Source organism: Nostoc sp. DedSLP04 (assembly GCF_034530775.1).
In the GTDB taxonomy this organism is placed as follows: domain Bacteria; phylum Cyanobacteriota; class Cyanobacteriia; order Cyanobacteriales; family Nostocaceae; genus Nostoc.
In genome coordinates this window covers 97,813-121,325 of record NZ_JAVRCL010000011.1, presented here as the reverse complement: position 1 = coordinate 121,325, position 23,513 = coordinate 97,813, and the positions used below count along the sequence as shown (strand labels likewise).

Here is a 23,513-nt window from a genome sequence, read left to right as displayed (position 1 = left end):
GTAGGTTTGATGCAGTACCCAAGCATCTCTTTGCTTGATTTTTGATGCTGTCATTATCTGTCAGATATCAGAGGTAACAATAGCATGGTTGCAATGGGCAATACCCTTTTGCTCACCGACTCAATTCAATCCACATAATCAACTCAGTAGGAGGACATAATTAAATGTAAAACGCAAATCAAAAGAACCTGTTGCTGTTGGGTTTTTCCCTTCTGCTTCTATTTATTAGACGTTCTTGAGGTTCTGGATTGAAGTTTACTTTCACCATATCTTTAATTTAAGTAAATCATTCACTTTTTGACAGCATGAAAAAGTCATAATTCGTCAGGAATTTTGCCGTCAAAGTTTTATTAATTTATGTAAAAAATGTCAGTAACGCCAGAAAAAATCTCTTTTCCCACCTGTGTTAGCAGTTTTGCATTAGAAGTCTTGACTAAAGGTATCTTCCAGCAATCTCAGACTACATATTCATTTACAGAATTTTTGATACAAAACACTTTAGCGGCTTGCTGAAATGATGTTAGTATAAGGCGATATCACGGACACTAGCACAGTGGTATTCCTGTCCGTTTAACTCCAAATAATTGACAGTTATTTCCACGGCTATGTCCTGACCATCTTGAGTTCTTTGGCTAGACTCAAAAGTGAGAGAGCCTTTTTGTCTAACTTCTTCCCAGTGCGATCGCCAAGTAACCGTCGAAAAGTTTGGATTTATATCGTAAACAGTCATAGTCAGCAATTGGGCGCGGGAGTAGCCAAGATGACGACAGGCGGCTTCATTCACGTAAACAAGCTGGGCATCCGAATTGACAAAAAAGATAGAATCCTTAAATTTATCTAGATAAAACTGACTCAGGCGCAGGGCTGATTCTGCTTTTTGGCGATCGCTAATTTCCTGCTGCAAAAGTATATTTTGCTGGGTCAGTTGTTTTTGCAACCTTCCAATAGTCAAGTTATTTTCTACACGGGCAAAAACCTCTTCTTCACTAAAAGGTTTGGTAATATAATCCACTCCCCCGACTGCAAAAGCTTTAACTTTGTCAAAAACTTCATCCAAGGCGCTAATAAAAATCACCGGAATGTCGCGGGTTTTCTCTGAGGCTTTCAAATGTTGACAGACTTCATAACCATTCATTTCTGGCATCATGATGTCAAGCAAAATTAAATCGGGCGGTGCAGCTTGTGCTGTTTTCAAAGCTGTTTGTCCGTTAATAACTCTCCGAATTTCATAGCCAACCTGAGTTAGCATAGCGGATAAAAGTCGCAGATTATCGGGTGTATCATCAACAACAAGAATATTTGCTTTTGGTAGCTGAACTTGATGGTTATCCATATTTATTAGAAATAATTTATTAGAAAATAATTCAGGAGTCAGAAATCAGAATTCAGAATTTAATTGGAGTCCGACTGGTAAATCAATGAGTTTAGTATAAGATCCCTACCAAATCTTCTAGTGCATTCACTACACGAAGATTTAGCGATATTTAATTAGTGGCAGGTCTCAATCCCCCACTTTCTTGTTCTGACTTTTGAATTCTGATTCAAAAATCATTTCTTACAGTTGTGTTAAATCAATAACTTTATCAATGCGAAAGTTATTAACCCAATCAGACAGAGTGTTTGTCAAAAGAGCAGATTCTTCAGGAATTTGCTCAAGCAAGCTAAAAATCAGCTTTTCATCAGTACACAGCGCCGCTTGGTGGAGCTGTGCTACCCACTCAGTGGGCATCTGAGCCAGCATCTCTTCTAATGATAAAATTTTCAGGTCGGAATTTTCAGCAAATTCGTCTTTTTGAAGGGGTTTATCTGCATATACATAACGCACCCCTAAATATTTAGACATCATATTCAAGATTACTTCCTCTCGGAACGGCTTACGTACAAAATCGTTGCAGCCAGCCGATAAAACCACAAAGCGCTCCTCATCAAAAGCACTAGCAGTTAGGGCAATAATGACAGTAGCTTGACCTTTTAAAGTAGCTCTAATTTGTTTAGTAGCTTCATACCCATCCATTACAGGCATCCGCATATCCATCCAAATCAGTTGTGGTTCCCAAGTTTCCCAAAGAGTCACCCCTTCTTGACCATTTTCAGCATGGCGTACCTCGAAGCCAAGCGATACTAGCATCTTGACTAGGAGTTGGCGATTTTCCCATTTATCTTCAACTACTAAAATCCGGTATTTTGGTTGATTAGGCTCTAAACCAATTACTCGTCGTTTTAGCTGTAGAATTGGAGCTTCAGCTACTTCTGCTAAACTAATTTGGAGATCGAAAGAAAAAATCGTTCCTTGTCCCAAAGTACTGCTAACAGTAATACTTCCCCCCATTAGATGCACAAATTGTTGGCTAATAGTTAAACCCAAACCTGTTCCTTGCTGAGATTTTCGACCTGCTTCTGTTTGAACAAAGGGTTTAAACAACTTTTCAATTTCGGCAGGTGCAATCCCTGTTCCGGTATCTTCAACTTCAAAATGAAGCCAAAAGAATGAAGGATGGGAGTTTCTTATTACTTGTGTCCCTTCTTGTTGCTGTAGTCTACTTTCTTCCTTCATTCTCACTCGTAAACTGACGCCACCTTCTTGAGTAAATTTGATAGCATTACCAAGAAGGTTAATCAAGATTTGACGCAATTTACTTTCATCTGTATGCACATATCTAGGAACTTCAGGTCTACGTTCAAACATCAACTGTAAACCTTTGGATTCTGCTTTAATTTGAAACATCTCTTCAAGTGAATCAAGTAGAGTGTACAAGTCAAAGCTATTGTTATTCAGTGTCGTTAAACCCGCCTCAATTTTGGACATTGACAACACATCATTAATCAAGGTAAGCAAATGCTCTCCACTGCGACTGATAATTTCTAAATGTTCCAACTGAGAAACATTGATAGAAGAATCGCGCATCATTAGCTGAGTAAAGCCAAGGATGCTGTTGAGAGGAGTACGAACTTCGTGACTCATGTTTGCGAGAAATTCGCTTTTGGCACGGTTGGCAGTTTCGGCTTCTTTGGCTTTTACTTCTAATCTATGGCTATAATTCTCTAACTGTTCGCCAGAAGTTTTTAACTGTCGCGTTAGCCAAGATACTCCAATCAATAGAAATCCCATTGATAAGAATCCCACTAGCATCATCGTTCCTGCTAATCGTTGAGCCGGCGCAAAGGCTTCTTCCTGGTTCATCTCCACCATTAAGGCTAGGTCTTGGTCATTGAGCCAGTGATATACCCCAATTACTAACACTCCAGCATAGTTTGGATAAAGTCCTTGACCGCTAATTCCACCCATTGCTGCATCAATACCTTGGCTGCTAACTCCTTGAGAAAAGTCCGGTGTTTTATTTTTATCTTTAGAAATAAAAGCGTTTTTAGTTACTAAAGAACCAACTAAATAAGTTTCTCCGCTCTTACCTAAGCCTGTACGTTCTCGTACAATTTGATCTATTCTGCCTAAATTTAGATCGGCTAAAAGGACACCTTGACGTACCTTGGCTGCATCACGTAGAGGGGTTGCAAAAGTAACTGATGGCTTACCAGTAATCGGTGAGGCATAAAAGATGGGGGCAAAAGAGTCTCCTGGCTGAATCTGTTCAATATAGGTGATGTTAGCTGAAATTTCATATTGACCTTCACGCTGTTTATTAGTAGATAAAATAATCCGATTGCTCCGGTCAAGAATGGAAATTTCTCCCAGACTTGGCTTGATTGTAGCCATATTTGCAAGATAATCTGAGAGAACTTTGTAAGCTTTTCGATAATTTGCGTCGGCGGGTTTGGAATTTAAAAGGATTTGAAAATTATTTTGTACGTCTGGAAACTGAGTTACTAAGAGAAAGTCTCGTTCTTGGTCTTCAAACCAACGGGTAATTTCTTCTTCTTTGAGAGTGGCAGCAGCACTGAGCCGTTCAAAAGCAGCTTGCTTCAAAGCTTCCCTCGCATTGATAAAAGCAAATCCTCCTACTACACCTACAGTTACTAAGGATAGGAATAAGAAGGAACTGGCAACTTTAATAGTTAGGTGCTGATTCCAGAAGTTCATATATTTACAACTTGTTTCTTATTCTAAAGATATTTATCTTTTTTATTATTCATGTAGATTGATTATTCCTTTAGTTAATATAAATAATTATTGATTACCATTGAGCAAAAATCTGTTTTATCCGCTTAATTGCTTCATCAGTTGCTTGCTTTGAAGAAATTTTATCTACAATTATTCGATTCAGAGCTTTTCCCCAGATATTCTCCTCTAACACTACGCTGTATGCCGGGTTTTGGACATAATAAAATAACCGCGTTGAACCTTCCGTCACTGTCTTGACCGCAGTTGAAACGTGTGGGTCAGCTGGGTTTTTCCAAAATGGGTCTTGCCAAAGTGTCTTGATGACAGGTAAATTACAACCTCCAGCAGCTTTCAGATACTTACCTATCACCTGTGATTGGGTGAGATATGCAAGAAAATCCAAAGCTTTTTTCTGTTGCTGGGAATCGGCGAACAAAACTGCTTGCCGAAGTGTGAGTAGATAACGCATTGGCTTGCCGTTGGGTTTGTTGGGAAATTTTAAAATACCAAGCTTATTGCGATAGGTGTCGGGATCTTGGCGCACAGAGCAAGGAATTGAGAGGGTGTTGTTAGGAGTCATCACCACCATACGGTTGAGCAAGCTGCGATTATTATCTGGATTTAACCAATTAAGTGCATCTGGTGGCACATAACCTTGTTGGTAAAATTTGGTATACCAATCTAATGCCTGGACAATTTTTTGTCTGACCTTTGGATCGTCGATCAGGAGTTTACCGTTGGAGTCGAGAATTTGCACATCGTATGCTTCTAAAATATGCTCAAAAAATATGTAGGTATCTGAAGCTCCAGTAGAAAAAGGAAAACCTAACCCATAAATATGCTGTTTTTGCTGTTTTGCCCGCAGTTTGTTCTGCACTTGTTTCCAAAATTCCCAAAAACCATTCCAATCTTTGGGAATATCGCTTTCACTGCGACCTATTTGCTTTAGCAAGTCTCGCCAGTAAAAAATATGAACCGTTGCCTGATTGATTGGAACTGCATAGTAGCTTCGCTTTTTTGCAGCATTATTATAATAATTAACAGCTTGCAGGGCATATTCAGGATAAAGATTTTTGACTGGCTCAATTACATCCGTTACATCCGCTAGTTTCCCTTCCCAAGCCAAATGCGGATTCAACGCTCTTTCAGCGCCGTAACTCATCATGATATCGGGTGGATTACCTGCGTGAATAGCTCTACGTGCCTTCTGCGGTAGCTCATCGCCGATATAGAAGGAAAGCTTGACTTGATTACCAGTTTGTTTTTCCCAGTTGCTCACCAACTGCTTGATTGCTTCATCTTCATCCACAGTAAAACCTTTATCCCACCAAATCTTTAAAACGGTGTTGTCAGTAGGGGAATGGGTGACTGAAGATTGTTTTAATTGAGAGGTGTTACTACAAGCAATAATTATCAAGCTGAGTGTCAATACGATGAACACATATCTGCAATAATAGTAATATTGCGGCTGATTATGAAAGCCTTTAGCAATTTGACTAGCTTTTGTTTTAAATGTCATATTTGTAAAAGCTTAGTGCCATTGGTCAAAAATTTGCTTAATTCGGGCGATCGCTTCATCAGCTGCTTGCTCTGGAGAAATTTTATCTACAACAATTCGATTGAGCGCCTTACCCCAGACATTATCTTTTAAAACCAAGCTATAGGCTGGGTTTTGGACAAAATAAAATGAGCGAGTTTCTCTGTTGAGAAATATATTAATGGCAGTCGAGAGATAAGGATCTTTGGAATTTTTCCAAAAAGGATCTTCCCACGCTGATGTTAAAACTGGTAAATGACGGCCTCCAGAAGCCTTGAGATAATTTCCCATCACTTCTGGTTGTATTAAGTATGCAAGAAACTCCTTAGCTAGTTTCTGTTTCTGAGAATCGGCAAATAAAAACGCTTCCTTCACCGTAATTAAGTAGCGCATTGGCAAGCCATTGGGTTTATTTGGAAACTCTAAGATCCCAAGTTTTTGATAATATGTATCGGGGTTTTGCCGCACAGCAGCAGGAATTGAAAGCGAGTTGTTAGGAGTCATCACCACGCTTTGATTGAGTAAGCTACGATTATTATCTGGATTCAACCAATTTATAGCATCTGGTGGGACATAGCCTTGCTGATAAAAATTTGTGTACCATTTTAAGCTGTTAATAATGCCTTGACGCACTTTCGGCTCGTCAAGGAGGAGTTTATCCATAGAATCTAAAATTTGCACGTCGTATGCTTCTAAAATCTGCTCAAATAAATAGTATGTATCAGCAGAACTAATGCCGAAAGTAAATCCTAACCCATAAATATTCTGTTTTTTATCTGGTATTTGTTTTGTCCGCAAGTCATCCTGTATTTGTTTCCAAAGCTCCCAAAAATCATCCCAATCTTTTGGTACATCACTTTCTTTACGACCTATTTGCTTTAGCAAATCTCGCCAATAAAAAATGTGAATAGTTGCTTGACTCATTGGCAGAGCATAGTAGCTTCGCTTTTGAGTAACATTGTTATAAGACTGAACAGTTTTGAGGATTTTTTCTGGGTAAAAACTTTTAAGTGGCTCAATTACATCTGATACATCTACTAGTTTGCCTTCCCAACTTAAACGGGGAATAATTTCTCGATCGGCAGTATAACTGGTAACAATATCAGGTAGGTTGCCAGCCTGAATTTCTCTTTGAATCTTCCGTGTTAGCTCATCTGTGGAATATAAAGAAAGCTTGATTTTGTTGCCAGTTTGTTTTTCCCACTGGCTAACTAGTTGCTTGAGGGCTTCATCCTCTTCCTGAGTAAAACCTTTATCCCACCAAATCCTTAAATCGGTACTTTCACTGGATAACTTATTAAATGGGGAAGGCGAGGATTGATATGTGTTAGTGCAAGCAACAATTATTAAGCAGAGGATTAATGCGATGAGTGCGTAGCGACGGTTGGTTAGTCTTGGTACTACACTAAAAGCTTCTTTAGCTTTCTGCTGACTCTTCAAGACTTGAGTAATCTGACTGGCTTTTTTTCTGGACACCACACTTCTAAAGCTTATATTTAAACTGAATAGATACAGCAGAATTCAGAATTCAGAATTCAGAAGTCAGAATTCAGGAGTAAAACACGCTTTATATCTGAGTAACAGATTTAGCTTGTTTACTTTACAGCTTGAAATCTACTGTATATTCAATTTAAGGCTTTTTGTTGGTCTCTCAATAATTTACAAGCGATCGCTCTTAAAAGAGATGGGCAATTGCTTGCTCTTTGCACGGAAGGAAGCGCCTTAGCAAAGCGGGGCGCTAGCACCTCGCCTCCCTATTTGCACCGATTAGAATAATTATTCTGCCGCGTGGTTTAATAATTCCATTGATGAATCGAATGCAAGGCGTTATATTAAGTACCTCGCATTCTGAAGATTTCTATTTGACTGTGGGGTTGAGGATTAAACAACTACCAAGTTATTTTGACTTAGTGACACTCCACCAGATAGTTGTGCAAATTGTACCTGAGCAAATCCACCCGCACTACCATCTTGGTCAAAATATAGTGCGCCTGTAGTATTGTTATAGATAACTCGCTGATTGCTGGTTGTTGCAGATGTTCCAAGGGTAAAAGAGCTAGCTGAGAGTAAACCTGATGATAACCCGCCACCAAAACCAGCAGTTGATACCTGAATCAGTTCATTAGTCGCGTTGAAATTATAAATATTATCAATGCCTTCATTGAAACTATTGAAAACAAAGGTATCAGTACCAGCTCCTCCATAAAGGTTGTCATTACCTTTGCCACCTTTGAAGGTGTTCTTGCCAGAAGCGCCAGAGGCTGTGAGAGTATCATTACCATCGCCTCCATCCAGTAGATTATTGCCTGATGAATAGTCAACAATCAAGCGATCGTCACCAGCACCACCATTGAGGGTGTTATTGCCAGAGACAGTATAAGCTCCGTATGAGGAATATAAGGAGGCTGAACCAGCGGCTGTGAGAGTATCATTGCCATCGCCCCCATTCAGTAGGTTATTGCCTGATGAATAGTCAGTAACTAAGTTATCGTCACCAGCGCCACCATTGAGGGTGTTCTTACCAGAGATTGCATCGAGATCAAAATCGCCTCGGTAGTCGTCATAGGAGCCAGAGACGTTCAGAGAATCATTATCATCACCACCAGAGAGCGAATTATTCCCATTTGAATAGTCAGCACTCAAGTAATCCTTACCTGTACCGCCGAGAATCGTGTTATTTCCGCGTCCCCCAGCCAGGGTATCGTTGCCATTGCTTCCCACAATCAGATCATCGTAGTTCGTACCTGAGATATTTAATTGTTCGATATTCTTGTAGCTCACCTGATTCGGGCCTGCTGTAATCGAACCAGCATTAGTAGCAGCATTGAATGTTGAAGTGATTCCCTGGCCGATGGAATAGTTATAGAAAGACAACAAATCATCACCCTTCCCTCCATCTATAGTATCTTTGCCGCGATCGCCTCCGGTGAGTGTATCGTTGCCATTGCCCCCGACAATCAAATCATCGTAGGCTGTACCTGAGATATTTAATCGTTCGATATTCTTGTAACTAACCTGATTCGTGCCTGATGTAATGGAGCCAGTGTTAGTAACAGCATTGAATGTCGAAGTGATTCCCTCACCCCCGCTAGAATTACTGTAATAATAGCCTTCTAATAAATCATCACCTTTTCCGCCATCGATAGTATCATTGCCACTACTACTCCCGTAGAGCGAGATAGTATCGTTGCCATTACTCCCCACAATCAAGTCATTGTAGGCTGTACCTGAGATATGTAATCCTTCGATATTCTTGTAGTTAATCAGATCCGTGCCCGCCTTAATCGAGCCAGTGTTAGTAGCAGCATTGAATGTTGTTGTAATTCCCCCACTAGGATAGATATACGAAACACTCAACAAATCGTTACCTGTTCCCCCATCTACTGTTTGAGTCGCTAAGGAAAGTGGAGAAGTATATAGGACGAAAGAGAAGGAATCATTACCATTCTCTCCATTGAAAATGTTATTACCAAACCTACCCTCGGCTTTTTTGTCGTCGTAGTAGCCAGAGGCAAAGAAAGAATCATTGCCATCCCCGCCATTGAGGATGTTATCGCCCGTTGAATAGTTAACACTCAATTGATCGTCACCAGCACCACCATTGAGTGTGTTATCACCAGAGGTAAAAGAGGCGGAATAGTCGTATTCGCGAGAGGCACTAAGAGAATCATTGCCATCTCCTCCATTGAGGATGTTATCGCCTGTTGAAAAGTTAGCATCTAATTGATCGTCACCAGCACCACCGTTGAGGGTGTTATTGCCATCTGTCTTAGACGCAGAGAGATTATCACTGCCATCTTCTCCATTGAGGATGTTATCGCCTGTTGAAGAGGTAGCACTGAATTGATCGTTACCAACACCACCGTTAAGGATGTTATCGCTTGTTGAATAATCAACATTCAAGTAATCGTTACCTTCACCGCCAAAAATTGTATCATTGCCATAATTTGAATCGTTGCCACTACTGCCTCCGAAGAGTAAATCGTTGCCATTGCTTCCGACAATAAAATCAGCGTAGGTTGTACCTCTAATTTCTAATTGTTCGATATTGGTGTAGTTAATCCGATTTGTGCCAGCCTGAATTGAGCCAGTGTTAGTAGCAGCATCGAAACTCGAAGTGATTCCTTTAGTAGCACGGGTGTAATATACAGACAAAGAATCCTGACCTGTTTCTCCATTTACACTTTGAGTCGTTAAGGAAGAGGGGGCAGTTTTTGAGGCGGACAAATGGAAGTCATCATTACCAGCGCCTCCATTTAGAGTGTTTCTACCCCGGACTTCATCGGCGTAAAAGGAATCATCGCCGTCTTTGCCTGAAACCGTATTGTTGCCAGCAGAATAGCTAATATCAAGGTAGTCATCCCCTGCATCTCCACTGAGGATGTTATTTCCAGAAGAATAGGAAGCATCAAGGGTATCATTTCCCTCATCACCCCGCACCAGATTATTACCAGTACCACCACGGAGAGAGTCGTTACCTGTACCACCACGGAGGGAGTCGTTATCCGTACCACCAAGGAGAGTATCATTGCCTGAACCACCAATGAGGGTATCATTTCCGGCATCACCGCTTAAAAGGTCGTTGCCATTTTTGCCATCGATGATATCATCACCCACTTTAGCGTTAATTGTATCTGCGTCCTGAGTACCCAATAGAGTATCTTTACCGTTGGTTCCAATGATATTCACCATAACTCTTACCTTCCTGAATCGATATTTTGAGTAACTTCAGCTATTAACTTGTTGTTAATGTTGTTTGAGGACACACGGAAATCGCCGAGAGTTGACGCTTTCGACATACTGTTATGTCACCCTTGAGGGTTAGCATTTTCTCGAAGATTTACCCTATTGATGAGCTTGTAAGTAGGACTTATCTAACTGACTTGAAAAAGTTAGGGGGCAGGAGATTCAAAGTTAAATTCTTTGCCTATTCCCTATTTCCTTTTTCATTCGTTATTTGTGTACCCGTTAATAATGCTAGTTAAGACTATCTAAGTCTTAGCATTGTACATATTTATGAGCGTGTATTTAGGAAAACAGATGGTTTCACACTTTTTTATCATTCTCGATCCGCAGATCAACCTAGCCATCACTGACAAAGTGTCGAAAAATCAAGCTTGAATGCCTAAAACCCACACTTCATATTTCTTCTCAAAGCGTAGCCCTACTGTGGTAAATATAGAGAATAATTCACTTTCGATAGGGAAATAATTTTTATGCAGTTGTTGTGGGCTATTGCCCGTAAGTGTGTAGCTTAAAAATAGGGAACATCTAAATAACACTTTGATAACCATATCTGAAGATTTACTGAGATGTCCACACTTATAGACATATCTTTGCATACTCTTTACATTATTTGCCGATCGGTATAATCTCAGTACTTATCTTTATATATTCTTCATGTCTGAAAACCACTAATAATCCAGAATACAGCAGCTAAACAGCAGCTAAACAGTTGTTTTATTTGCTCGTGTAGCGTGTCGTTGCCCTTAGTAAACAAGCAAGCTGTAAGAGTTTTTGAAATCTGGGGTTATACTGTGAGTCTATGACGATAAGTTACAGAAGTTGAAAGCGATCGCTCCAAAGGATTGCCATATTATCAAGAGTTACTTAAGAATAACCTCCACCAAACATAATCTCGTAGCGTAGGCGTAGCCCGTCCTAACCATAGCCAAGAAATTACTGAGGACGGTGAATCTGAAACTCGATTATATTAGGAAGTTTTGGACAAAAATAGATTTTTATTCAAAAAAACAGTAGTCAGGAAATGAAGGCGTATTAATATAGTGGATTTCTTGAACCATGCCAATTTGAAAAAAGAATGCAATATCAATATATAGATATAAGAGAGTGTGCGAGTGTGCGTTCTGATTAGCAAAAATTTTTTAAATTGGCATCAGTATAGTATTCATATAGATGACAGTGAAGGTCAACTATAGCAATCTGATTTGATTTCTGAGTTAATCGTAGGGACTAGGGACTGGGGACTGGGGACTGGGAAGAAGGAATAAAGTTGTACTGAGTTTTTTTCAAAAATCAAATATGAGTTTTATAGTACTTATAGATATATAAATTTATTCCTCTTCACTTCATTAATTCTTCATACAATCAGTATTGTATGCGTTTACAATTGTTTGTGTATCGATTTAACGTAGTATGTGCTTTTTGTTTACAGCTATTTTCAGGTAAATAGACCACGCGGTAGGGGTACAAGGACTTGCATCCCTACGACAGATGTGATTCAAATACATAAAAACTGCTGTAATACCGTTTATTTGTGAAGCTGCATATAATTCACCTCCGATGGTATCTCTGCACGCGAACTGTTCGAGATCGTTATTCGGGTAATGCAGGAACTCTGATGATTTCAAGGATCGTGCGATCGCAAACGAAGAGATCGATGGTACATCACTGTCAATGCAAGGATTTTTTTAGATTAACCACCTTGTATGGTAATTTCTGAGCTTGATAAATAAATGTAAAGAATAAGTTGGCATTGCATAAACTTTGCTTTCTAGCTTGATGAATTAACTAAGAAACTAAAAAGTTGAAGGTACAAGATTGAAAATATCTTGTTATCTCCTAAATTAGTTGCTTCAACAACATAGTTCTTCTAAAGGAGAAAAAATGAGTACATTAGAGCAAAGTCTTAGTCAATTCCGAGCTTTACCAAAACCAGAGTCATCTCGATTAATTGACTTTGAAGAAGCAGAAATTCGTCCTGGTATAGTAAATGACACTTATATTTTAATTGTCAGAGGAACGAAACCATACTTGAATTTGGAAGTGAATCTTGTGCCACTTGTATACGTCCAGCAACCTGAATATTGGGGAGTGGAGGTCGTTGGTACTTTGCCTGGAATTGGACTACCAGCGATCGCACCTTATATAGTTTCTCTGCCAGTAGACGGCATTCGTGGCAAACAAGGTATTGAAGTTATTGGTGCTAATGGTTCCAAGCAACTGCCTTTTCTAGATGTTAAGTATTCCTAATTCCCGACATGAATATGTGTAGAACCACCATCTTAAAAGCTGTTACAAAAGCATAAAAAACGCCAGAAAATTTATTTTCAGGCTATTAGCTCAAGTTGGTTGAAACGGACTAAAATACTTTATTAGTCCGTTTCAACCAATTCTTGCTATTAGAGGTTGTTTGAAAAGTCTCATTTATTACTTGCCTAAGTGATTGGAAATCACGCCTACGCAATCAAAACCTACTTTCGCAGAGGGTTAAAAACCCTTGTAACGCATAACTATTTTGATACGCTTCCAGACTGTAGATTTGGACGATCGCAGATGAGTTAAGATTTTTGGCAATTGTGTACTGATTGCAAAACTGCAACAGCTCGCTGAAACTGGGATATGAATTTTTGAGCAGTTTATATTACTACAGGTAATGAGTCAGTTTCTCAGTACCCCCAAGAAACTAGAGTTCTGGAACCATTGTAGATTTCTTTACTTATGTCGTATCCAGGAATACTGACCATACTGCTAAACCCTGGTGATTTCTAAATTTATTGTTCTCAAACCAGTAACATCAGTTTGTATGTGTGTTTTCATACAAGCAACTAGAGCAAATTATCGCAGTAGATAGAACTGTATTTGATGTCCCAAATTCAAAGGCGAATAGCCGTTCAGAAACGAGAACATCTTGCTATAAGAAAGAAAAGTTGTTAGTAAAGCCTTAAATAACGTGAGTTCGACAAGCCCTTTTTTGACCTCTCCCCCAACCCCTCTCCGTGTCGGAGAGGGGAGCCAAAACCCTAATTTCTCGTTGCTCCTCCCTTTCCCCGTGGGAGAGGGAGGTTGGGAGGGAGAGGTTCATCGAACTCACGTTAAATAATACTCAAAGAAGAAACCAAAGGAAAAGGTGAGAAAAAACCCACCTCTTAAGAATCGATATGATAGACAAGTAAACAAAATTTAAAAAATATTTATCGAATGGTAGATCAATCATCTGGCTTGTCCAAGGTCAAAGACTCAATAACACAAAAACTCTTCTTGGGTAATGAACCTAATGCGGAGTTAATTGCAATTCTCACCGTTTACTTTGTCCAAGGAATTTTAGGGCTATCGCGTCTAGCCGTTAGCTTTTTTCTCAAAGATGAACTACTCCTGAGTCCAGTCCAGGTATCGGCGCTATTGGGAATTGTCTTCCTACCTTGGATGATCAAGCCGGTGTTTGGTTTCATCTCTGATGGCTTGCCTATATTTGGCTATCGTCGCCGTCCTTACTTGATTTTATCCGGGATATTGGGAACTGCTTCTTGGATGAGTCTGGCCACAATAGTTCATACTAGCTGGGCAGCTACCTTAGCGATCGCTCTTGGTTCTCTTAGTGTCGCCATGAGTGATGTCATCGTTGACTCGTTGGTTGTGGAACGAGCCAGAGGCGAATCGCAAGCAAAAGCCGGTTCATTACAATCTCTCTGTTGGGGTGCTTCTGCGATCGGAGGTTTAATAACAGCCTACTGTAGCGGTCTACTACTTCAATACTTTACTACCCGTACCGTCTTTGGGATTACCGCTTTATTTCCGCTGATCGTTTCAGGGGTGGCTTGGTTAATTGCTGAGTCCCCCGTTAGCAAAGATCCTGAAGATAGTAATCAGACTAACTCTGTACCAATCAAACATCAACTGGAACAGCTACGCCAAGCCATTAGCCAAAAAACAATTTGGCTACCAACGGCGTTTATCTTCATTTGGCAAGCTACCCCAAATGCTGACTCAGCCTTTTTCTACTTCGCTACCAACGAACTCCACTTTGAACCAGAATTTTTGGGGCGAGTAAACTTGGTGGGAAGTTTCGCTTCTTTGGCAGGTGTTTGGATTTTTCAACGTTTCCTCAAAAGCATCCCTTTTCGCGTGATTTTTGCTTGGAGTACTGTGCTTTCGTCACTTTTGGGGATGACGATGCTGTTGTTGGTAACTCACACAAACAGGCTATTAGGTATAGATGACCACTGGTTTAGTTTGGGTGATAGCCTGATTTTGACTGTGATGGGGAAAATTGCCTTTATGCAAGTGATGGTGCTAGCAGCAAGGCTTTGTCCTTCTGGTGTGGAAGCGACATTATTTGCCTTGTTAATGTCAGTCTATAATTCAGCCGGAACGGTTTCCCATGCAATCGGAGCATTAATCACCTATTGGCTGGGGATCACCGCAACAAACTTTGAGTCACTTTGGCTCTTGGTGTTAATTACTAACCTCAGCACGCTGTTACCCTTACCATTTATCAAATGGCTACCTGCTGCTGAAGAGCAAACTGAGACACTCAAAGATAAGGAACAAGCGTTTTTGCCAGATTTGATGTCTGAGTTGGTACTGAGAGAACCAAAGTCAGAAATAGTCGAATAGTGTAATAAATCTCACGCCAATTCAAGCCATTGCGCTGCCTTGCCGTGTTAGCAACTGGCATAGTGAAGCCGCAAAAAAACTATTAGCGGCTACATATTTTCGTCCAAAATAACCAGAAAAAACCAAGTATATGCGTTTGAAAAGTCAAGAAACCTCAGTTACAGAAAAATCCTACACCCGTGCAGACTGGCAAGGAGGATATCAATCTCTCACCGAAGAGTTTGATTATTGGATTGATGATATAGAAGGGCAAATTCCCAAACAATTACAAGGTACGCTGTTTAGAAATGGCCCCGGTTTGCTAGATGTGAATGGGCAACCTCTTCATCACCCCTTTGATGGGGATGGAATGATTAGCAAAATTACCTTTACAAACGATCGCGCTCATTTTCGCAATCGCTTTGTCCGCACAACTGGCTATTTGGCAGAGCAAAAGGCGGGAAAAATTCTCTATCGCGGTACTTTTGGTACTCAAAAACCCGGCGGTTGGTTAGCTAATATTTTTAACTTTAAACTCAAAAATATCGCCAATACAAATGTTATCTATTGGGGCGGTAAACTGCTAGCAATGTGGGAAGCGGCTGAAGCATATCGTCTCGATCCTTATACTCTTGAAACGCTAGGAAATGAATATTTTAATGGTGCTTTGTCAGCAGGTGAAGCTTTCGCTGCACATCCCCGCTTGGAAAATAATTGTGAGCAAGATGGAGGCGCACCTTGCCTAGTCAACTTCTCGATTAAGCCGGGATTATCTACCACAATTACTATTTTTGAGCTAAACCCAGCGGGTGAAATTGTCAGACAGCACGCTCATAAGGTTCCAGGTTTCTGTTTCATTCACGATTTTGTCATTACTCCCAATTACTGCATCTTCTTTCAAAATCCTGTTAAATTTAATCCCATACCTTTCGCTTTGGGAATACGTGCGGCGGGAGAATGTATCAAATTTCAGCCAAATCAGCCAACTCAAATTTTAATTATTCCCCGCTTCCCCAAAGCAGGGGAAGAAGAGATAAAATTTCTGGAAACTCAGTCGGGTTTTGTCTTCCACCACGTTAATGCTTTTGAGGTAGGAGGAGAAGTTTTAATTGACTCCATTTGTTACCAAAATTTGCCAGAAGTGGAACCCAACAGCGATTTTCGACAAGTTGATTTTGAAGCTTCTTCACCTGGGCAACTTTGGCGATTTTCTCTGAATTTAAAGGATGGGATAGTACGGCGGGAATTGATTGAGAGCCGATGTTGTGAATTTCCCAGTATACATCCGGCGAATGTGGGACGCCCTTATCGATATCTATATATAGGTGCGGCTCATGCAGAAACTGGTAATGCTCCCTTACAAGCATTGTTGAAAATTGATTTAGAGTCTGGAGAAAGACAATTTTGGAGTGCTGCACCCCGTGGTTTTGTAGGTGAACCGATTTTTGTCCCGCGCCCAAATTCCGAAAAGGAAGATGATGGTTGGATATTAGCTTTGGTTTATGATGCTGCTCATCACCGCTCAGATTTGGTAATTTTGGATGCTAGTGATTTCTCTAAAGGAGTAATTGCACGGTTACATCTGAAGCATCATATCCCCTATGGTCTGCATGGAAGCTTTACTTCTGAGGTTTTTGGGGAAATTTGATCCCCTATTTGGGTGAAACCATTTTTTCGCTGGCAATAATATGCAAATCTATATTTTTGAGCAAGCGCACCAATTTTTGCGTCAAAGATCCTTTGAGGAGCATTTGCCAGCGCGATCGCTGACTTTCACCGATTACAATTTGAGTAATCCGGTGTCTCTCGGCGACTTGGGCGATCGCATTAGCGATATTACTGTTGGTAACACGAAGAAAAGTACCTTCAAATTCTTTACAAAGTTTCTCACAAGTGTGGATATGCAAGCTTTCTTCTTTGGTGAGGAAGCGTTCTGGATCGGCAACAAACAAGGTATAAAGCGGCGCATTCATATAGTTAGCCAACCTTGCACCCCGGCGTAACAGCTGCACTGAGTTGGGATAAGTAGATACACATACCAAAACCCGCTCGTGAATATTACAAAATTGTCCGTTGGGAGTAGAGGCGATCGCATTTTCTTCTACGTTGTCTGCCACTTCCCGCAAAGCCAACTCCCGCAAAGCAATCAGGTTACGGCGTTGGAAAAAATTATCGAGTGATTGTTGGATTTTTGGCTGTGCGTAAATCTTCCCTTCTAATAACCGTTCTTGCAGTGTTTCTGGTGTGACATCTACTACCACTATTTCATCTGCTTCATCCATAATCCTGTCAGGAACCCGCTCCCGGACTACCACACCTGTAATTCTGGCTACTAAGTCGTTGAGACTTTCCAAATGTTGCACATTCATGGTGGAGTAGACATCAATCCCAGCTGTCAAAACTACTTCGACATCTTCGTAGCGCTTTTCACGTGCAGAACCAGGGACATTGGTATGGGCAAGTTCATCGATTAAGACTAATTGCGGCGATCGCTTTAAAATAGCATCTGTATCCATATCCGTTAGCGTCAACTCACCGCGAGGATATTGCTTACGGGGTATAATTTCCAGTCCCTCTGCCTTTTCAGCCGTCTCCTTGCGTCCGTGGGTTTCCAAAAGCCCAACGACAACATCAATTCCTTCTTGTTTTAATGCGTGTCCCTCTTCCAACATCCGGTAGGTTTTGCCTACTCCAGGAGCCATACCAATAAAGATTTTATGCTTACCCCGCCGTCGTGCCGGATAAAGCGAGTAACTTGCAGAATTTAAAGGCGCATTCCCAGCCGAACCAGTATTGGTCATTTGTCCTTTGTCATTGGTCATTTGTCATTGGTAAGGATTTTAAGCCTATTTTCGTTTCGTAGCATAATTTGGTTTATTCCCGCCCACTTACTTAGTACTCCTACTTCATCGGAAACGAAAACAGCGCTTTACCCATGCCCAATGCTCCATGCCCCATGCCCATTTACTGATTTTGCTGACGATTAATATCTTGCAAGTCAAGAGCATAATTCAATCGCAGAACATTGACTCCTGGTTCGCCAAAAATCCATAAAAATCTGTCATCAGTATACTTATTAATTAAACGTAAAATCTCATCTTCTTTTACTCCCCGCGCACCAGCAACCCGTGTCAATTGCTGCCGTGCTGCTTTCAAGGAAATATGCGGATCTAAACCCGAACCAGAAGTATAAATTATATCAGCTATCGGTTGAAGATTTTCCTCTCGCAATTTATCTGCCTCTTCTAAAATCCGCTTCAGTAATTCTGGATTGCTGGCAGCGAGATTGCTAGCTCCAGATATGCCAGTTGGCTTGGCTTTTTTTCCTTGACTATATCTAACAGTACTAGGACGAGAATGGAAATATCGCTCAGATGTGAATACCTGACCGATTAAAGCCGAACCAATTGGTTCATTACTTAGATTCCGCACGATACTGCCATTAGCTTGATAGGGCAAAAAAACTTGACCCACTACAAGAATTACCAGCGGATAGATGATTGCAGTCAACAACCAAAGCATTAGAGTTATAAAAATTGCTCTGATAGTTTCTCGAATAATAGCCATAAAAAGTTTTCCAATTGCGCCTAGAATTTAATTTTTAATTTTTAATTTTTAATTCTTTTGCCCACCTAGCAGGATGTTACAAGATGCTGTTAGCAACAGCATAAACAACTGGGGCAGTTACCACATTCAAGCACAGCAAGATGAAAATAGCGAGTGGTAGATGTTGTTTATGCCATTGCGACTAAACAAAGGATATCGCCAAAGCAGTGCTGAATGAAAACGATATTTATTCATATTCTTCTTGTCCCTCCTATCAACAGGTAAAAGTAAAAATGTTTATTATTTTACTTTGGTCAAGATGCGATCGTTTCTCAGCGTCTCTACTTTTGCTATCCTTAAGCCAAACCTACAAGTGTAATCAGTACATCGATCAACTTAATTGCAATAAACGGTGCAATCACGCCACCTAAGCCGTAAATTAAAATATTGCGTTGAAGTAACTGATTAGCTGTCAGCGGTCTAAACCTCACACCCTTTAATGCCAAGGGAATCAAAGCAGGAATAATCAAAGCATTATAAATCAATGCTGAGAGTACAGCAGATTTAGGGCTAGTCAAATTCATAATATTCAGGCTTTGCAAATTAGCAGCGACAAATATCACTGGAATAATTGCAAAGTATTTAGCAATATCATTAGCGATGGAAAATGTCGTCAATGCCCCGCGAGTAATCAACAATTGCTTACCAATACCAATGATATCGAGTAGCTTTGTGGGATCGGAGTCCAAATCGACCATGTTAGCGGCTTCTTTTGCAGCTTGCGTTCCTGTATTCATCGCCACGCCGACGTTAGCTTGAGCTAATGCTGGTGCATCGTTAGTTCCATCTCCCGTCATGGCAACTAGTTTGCCTGCGGCTTGTTCCTGTTTAATGATACTGATTTTGTCTTCTGGTGTAGCTTCGGCAATGAAGTCATCAACCCCAGCTTCTTTAGCAATGACAGAAGCGGTAATTCGGTTGTCTCCAGTTAGCATGATGGTACGTACTCCCATCCGTCGCAGTGCAAGAAAGCGATCGCGGATACCAGGTTTAACTATATCTTTGAGATAAACAATCCCATAAATTTCGTTATCTAAGCTAACTGCTAGGGGTGTACCTCCCAAGCGGGAAACTCGTTCGTAGGCAGCATCCAATTCTGGCGTATCGCGTCCGTTGCGGGAACGGACAAATCCTTTAATGGCTTCTACTGCTCCCTTTCTGGCCTCATACCCACCAGGTAAATTCGTGCCACTCATCCGAGTTTTGGCAGAAAAACTGATTCCTTCTGCCTGAGTGGAATCAAAATCAAACCGTGCGCCTAACTGTTCTGCTAGTCGGACAATGGATTTTCCTTCTGGTGTATTGTCAAAGACACTAGCCGCCCAGGCAACATTAGCAATTTCTGACATTGAATGACCGTTGAGGGGAATAAACTCTTCCGCCAGACGGTTGCCGAGGGTAATTGTACCTGTTTTGTCAAGAAGTAAAGTATTGATATCACCACAGGCTTCGACTGCTCGTCCTGATGTGGCAATGACGTTAAATTGGGCAACTCGATCCATACCAGCAATACCGATGGTACTTAGTAAGCCGCCAATGGTGGTAGGAATTAACGCTACTAATAGGGCAATTAAAATTGGGACGCTGACTGGACTGTTGACATAGTAAGCAAGTGCAGGCAAGGTGACTACGACTAACAAAAACACTAAGCTGAGAACTGCCAACAATACCGTGATGGCAATTTCATTGGGTGTTTTGCTGCGTTCTGCTCCTTCTACCAAGGCAATCATCCGGTCAATAAAGCCTTTGCCTGGATCAGTAGTTATACGGATAATTAGTTCATCTGAGATAATCCGCGTTCCACCAGTGACGGAACTGGCAACATCGGAGCCTGATTCTTTTAATACTGGTGCAGATTCTCCAGTAATTGCCGATTCATCCACTGAGGCAACACCCATGATTACTTCACCATCGGCGGGGATGATATCGCCAGCAACGACGTAGATGGTATCGCCCTGTTTAAGGCTGGTGGATGAAACTTCGCTAAGTGTGCCATCGGCAGCAAGTTTTTTAGCGATCGCCTCTAACTTTGTTAACCGCAAGGCATCGGCTTGAGCTTTACCCCGTCCTTCTGCCACTGCTTCGGCAAAATTGGCAAACCAAACTGTAAAAAATAAAATCCCTGACAACAAGGCGTTGAAAACTTGCGGGTTCTTTTGCAGGGTTGGGCCAAATAGGTTGGGATCGATGGTTAGCAATAGGATGATGATTGTTCCTACCCAAACCACAAAGATTACTGGATTTTTGATTGCATACTTAGGGTTGAGCTTGACAAAAGCATCTCTAATTGCTCTTAAGTACAGCCACTTATTATTTGCCCTAGTCTTTTTACGTTTTTGGCGGCGATCGCCAGAACGAGAACTTGGGCGTCTAGCTTTGAAGTTAGTTGCCACTTGATTCATAAATAAAGTTAGCAGTGAGAAGTTAGGAGTTATAGGAACTTCTAATAAAAAAATATCCAACCTGTAGGATGCGTTAGTAACGCATCCTACGAAACCGGATAATTTATAAGATAACGGCAGGAGCCAGGAGGAAATAAGTATGAATGAAAACTTTAGTTCTGAGTAATTACCCAGTTAAAAATAAGATACTGGTACGAGACGCATAGTGCAAGATATAGCTGAGTGCTGTTAGCTCGGCGTTGATCCCGTGCTGAGTAAACCTAGTAGTTCGCTCTCGTGAACTTGGCGGGGTAAAGGGAGAAAGGTTTTAAATCCCTTCAGGACTTACGCACTTAGATCCCCCAACCCCCTTAAAAAGGGGGCTTTAGAAGTTCCCCCCTTTTTAAGGGGGGCTAGGGGGGATCTAGGTTTCAGGCTTCAGTGCGTAAGTCCTGCCCTTACCCTTTCCCCTTTACCCCTTACCCAGCCCTCACAAGCACATTTTTGGCTTGGCAGACTACTAGTTGCTTCCAGGCTTTGAGCAATCAACACTGTTCTAACATCATATCTGACTACAGCTATATAACTTTTCTTGCTTAAATCTCACACTTTTAAGTCTGGGTTACTCCTTCCTCCTGCCTCCTGAATTACTTTTTGATATCTTCTTAATTTCAAACTTATAACTCATAACTTTTCTAACTGCCAGATGCTAGTTTTAAACCCTCAGCTATGGGGCCTAAAGCCAGAACGGGAAAGAAAGTTAATACTCCCAAAACCAGCGTTACCCCAGCTGTGATACTAGTAAATACCAAAGAATCAGTTCTTAGGGTAGCAGGAGTTTCTTCTACTGGTTGTTTGCGAGACATACCGTCAGCTAGCAGCAAGATAGCAATCATCGGAATGTAACGTCCTCCGATTAGGCTAACTATTGTACTCAAGTTCCACCACAGGGTGTTATCCCCCAAACCCTCTAAGCCCGAACCATTATTTGCTGCTGCTGAGGCATATTCATAAACTACTTGAGAAATACCGTGATAGCCAGCGTTGCTAATTCCAGATAGGGAGATGGGATAAGCCAAAGCGATCGCACTGGGGATCAAAACTAGAATTGGGTGAATCAACAGCACTACGCTAGCGAGAACGATTTCCCTTTTTTCAATTTTGCGTCCTAAAAACTCTGGAGTACGTCCTGCCATTAATCCAGTCAGGAACACTGTGAGAATTAAGTAAATAAATAAGTAAGCTGTTCCAGTTCCTTGACCACCCCAGATAACCTGGATAAATAAGTTGAAGAGAGTCGAAAATATTCCTTGCGGCATCAAAGAATCGTGCATCCCGTTCACAGCACCAGACATAGTAGCAGTAGTCATCACTGCCCAAAATGCTGTTTGTGCCCAACCAAATCGAACTTCTTTCCCCTCTAAATTCGGCTGTTCTAATCCAAAGGCGGTATTAACCAGGGGATTACCTTGCAGTTCTCCTACGGCTGTAACTCCCACGAGAATCACAAAAATCACAAACACCATCCAAAAAAGTAGCCAAGCTTGTTTGATGTTATTGGCAAATATACCGTAGGTGTAAATTAAGGCTGCTGGTATAGAAATCATGGCGAGCATTTCTATCAAGTTAGAAGCGCCATTGGGATTTTCAAAGGGATGTGCTGAGTTGACGCCAAAAAAGCCGCCACCGTTCTCGCCCAAAAGTTTGATCATTTCAAAGGATGCCACCGGGCCTCTGGCCAGATATTGCGTCCCGCCTTCTAAGGTTTGCACATCCATAGTTCCAGCTAATGTTTGTGGTACACCTGTTATAAGTAAGGCGATCGCGCCAATAATTGAAATCGGCAGCAATATTCGCGTAATTCCACGGACGAGATCGACGTAAAAGTTTCCCAATCTTTTACCCGTTAACCCGCGAATAAAGGCAATTCCCACAGCTAAACCTGTGGCTGCGGAGGTGAACATCAAAAAGCCTAAAGCTGCTACCTGGCTAAAATAGCTTAAGGTTGTCTCACCTACATAGTGTTGTTGGTCAGTATTCGTTACAAATGAAATCGTTGTATGCAGCAATACATCCCATCTGGGCGAACCGAAGCCGTTTAGATTCCAGGGTAAGAGTCTCTGAAAATAGATCAAGAAATACACTGAAATACCCATAATCAAATTAAAACAGAGTATGGCCCGGATATACTGCCAAACCGTCATGTCATCTTTTCTCCGAACACCCGCAAATACGAACATACTCCGCTCTATGGGGTTCATTAAAAAATCAAGCAGTGTTTTTTCTCCCAAAAAGACACGAGCTATGTATTTTCCGAATAATGGAGTGATTGCTATGACAATACATAGCGTTAAGCCAATTTGCAAAAAACCTTGTCCCATATATTTCGCGCTAAATTAAATTTAAGTAGTAGCAAGCCAATTCTTAGAAATAATAGATTAACTGTAGGAGTATTTGATTTCAAGGGATTTTCCTAAACAGTACTGAGTACAAAAAGCAATAATTGCACTCAGCATCAAATCAGTTCCGAGTATTAAGTGCCTCGGCTGAGAGTAGTAAGATTCATAAGTACTAATTTTTACTCATAACTTGTTAC

At 41.1% G+C, this 23,513-nt stretch carries 12 protein-coding genes and 1 pseudogene; 3 read left to right on the top strand and 10 right to left on the bottom strand.

The genetic code is table 11. The features are described from left to right. Positions 1 to 520: 520 nt before the first annotated feature. The 5 genes from RMX89_RS09270 to RMX89_RS09250 form a co-directional block, all read right to left on the bottom strand. Positions 521 to 1,333 carry a response regulator gene (locus tag RMX89_RS09270; protein ID WP_322688717.1) on the bottom strand — a complete coding sequence of 271 codons (813 nt, stop codon included), beginning with the start codon at positions 1,331 to 1,333 and terminating at the stop codon, positions 521 to 523. Positions 1,334 to 1,555: 222 nt separating this feature from the next. Further along, positions 1,556 to 4,036 (bottom strand): hybrid sensor histidine kinase/response regulator, encoded by a 2,481-nt coding sequence (locus RMX89_RS09265; protein WP_322688716.1) that lies wholly within the window; start codon positions 4,034 to 4,036, stop codon positions 1,556 to 1,558. Positions 4,037 to 4,130: 94 nt separating this feature from the next. Then, positions 4,131 to 5,576 (bottom strand): ABC transporter substrate-binding protein, encoded by a 1,446-nt coding sequence (locus tag RMX89_RS09260; protein WP_322688715.1) that lies wholly within the window; start codon positions 5,574 to 5,576, stop codon positions 4,131 to 4,133. Between the two features lie 12 nt (positions 5,577 to 5,588). Next, positions 5,589 to 7,070: an ABC transporter substrate-binding protein gene (locus tag RMX89_RS09255; protein ID WP_322688714.1), complete on the bottom strand. Its 1,482-nt coding sequence runs from the start codon at positions 7,068 to 7,070 to the stop codon at positions 5,589 to 5,591. A 405-nt stretch (positions 7,071 to 7,475) separates the two neighbouring features. Then, positions 7,476 to 10,286, bottom strand: a complete 2,811-nt coding sequence (locus tag RMX89_RS09250) for a calcium-binding protein (RefSeq protein WP_322688713.1) — start codon at positions 10,284 to 10,286, stop codon at positions 7,476 to 7,478. Positions 10,287 to 12,221: 1,935 nt separating this feature from the next. Between RMX89_RS09250 and RMX89_RS09245 the strand changes: the two genes are divergently transcribed. After that, positions 12,222 to 12,587, top strand: coding sequence for a hypothetical protein (locus RMX89_RS09245; RefSeq protein ID WP_322686174.1), 366 nt, complete (start codon positions 12,222 to 12,224; stop codon positions 12,585 to 12,587). Between the two features lie 250 nt (positions 12,588 to 12,837). On the opposite strand, the pseudogene RMX89_RS34480 reads toward RMX89_RS09245, so the two are convergent. Next, positions 12,838 to 13,081: pseudogene (locus RMX89_RS34480) on the bottom strand (hypothetical protein); the annotation flags it as partial. A gap of 454 nt (positions 13,082 to 13,535) precedes the next feature. Between RMX89_RS34480 and RMX89_RS09240 the strand changes: the two are divergent. After that, positions 13,536 to 14,951 carry a folate/biopterin family MFS transporter gene (locus RMX89_RS09240; RefSeq protein ID WP_322688712.1) on the top strand — a complete coding sequence of 472 codons (1,416 nt, stop codon included), beginning with the start codon at positions 13,536 to 13,538 and terminating at the stop codon, positions 14,949 to 14,951. 130 nt (positions 14,952 to 15,081) lie between these two features. Then, complete coding sequence (locus RMX89_RS09235) at positions 15,082 to 16,578, top strand: carotenoid oxygenase family protein (protein ID WP_322688711.1); 1,497 nt, start codon at positions 15,082 to 15,084, stop codon at positions 16,576 to 16,578. Positions 16,579 to 16,582: 4 nt separating this feature from the next. On the opposite strand, the gene RMX89_RS09230 is transcribed toward RMX89_RS09235, so the two are convergent. From RMX89_RS09230 to kdpA, 4 genes are all read right to left on the bottom strand, one after another. Continuing rightward, positions 16,583 to 17,731, bottom strand: coding sequence for a universal stress protein (locus tag RMX89_RS09230; protein WP_322686228.1), 1,149 nt, complete (start codon positions 17,729 to 17,731; stop codon positions 16,583 to 16,585). 163 nt (positions 17,732 to 17,894) lie between these two features. Further along, a complete protein-coding gene (gene kdpC, locus RMX89_RS09225; RefSeq protein ID WP_322686177.1) occupies positions 17,895 to 18,497 on the bottom strand; it encodes a K(+)-transporting ATPase subunit C in 603 nt (200 codons plus the stop codon). A gap of 335 nt (positions 18,498 to 18,832) precedes the next feature. Beyond that, positions 18,833 to 20,938: a potassium-transporting ATPase subunit KdpB gene (gene kdpB, locus RMX89_RS09220; RefSeq protein WP_322688710.1), complete on the bottom strand. Its 2,106-nt coding sequence runs from the start codon at positions 20,936 to 20,938 to the stop codon at positions 18,833 to 18,835. Positions 20,939 to 21,612: 674 nt separating this feature from the next. Then, positions 21,613 to 23,298 (bottom strand): potassium-transporting ATPase subunit KdpA, encoded by a 1,686-nt coding sequence (gene kdpA / locus RMX89_RS09215; protein ID WP_322671648.1) that lies wholly within the window; start codon positions 23,296 to 23,298, stop codon positions 21,613 to 21,615. Between the last annotated feature and the right edge of the window lie 215 nt (positions 23,299 to 23,513).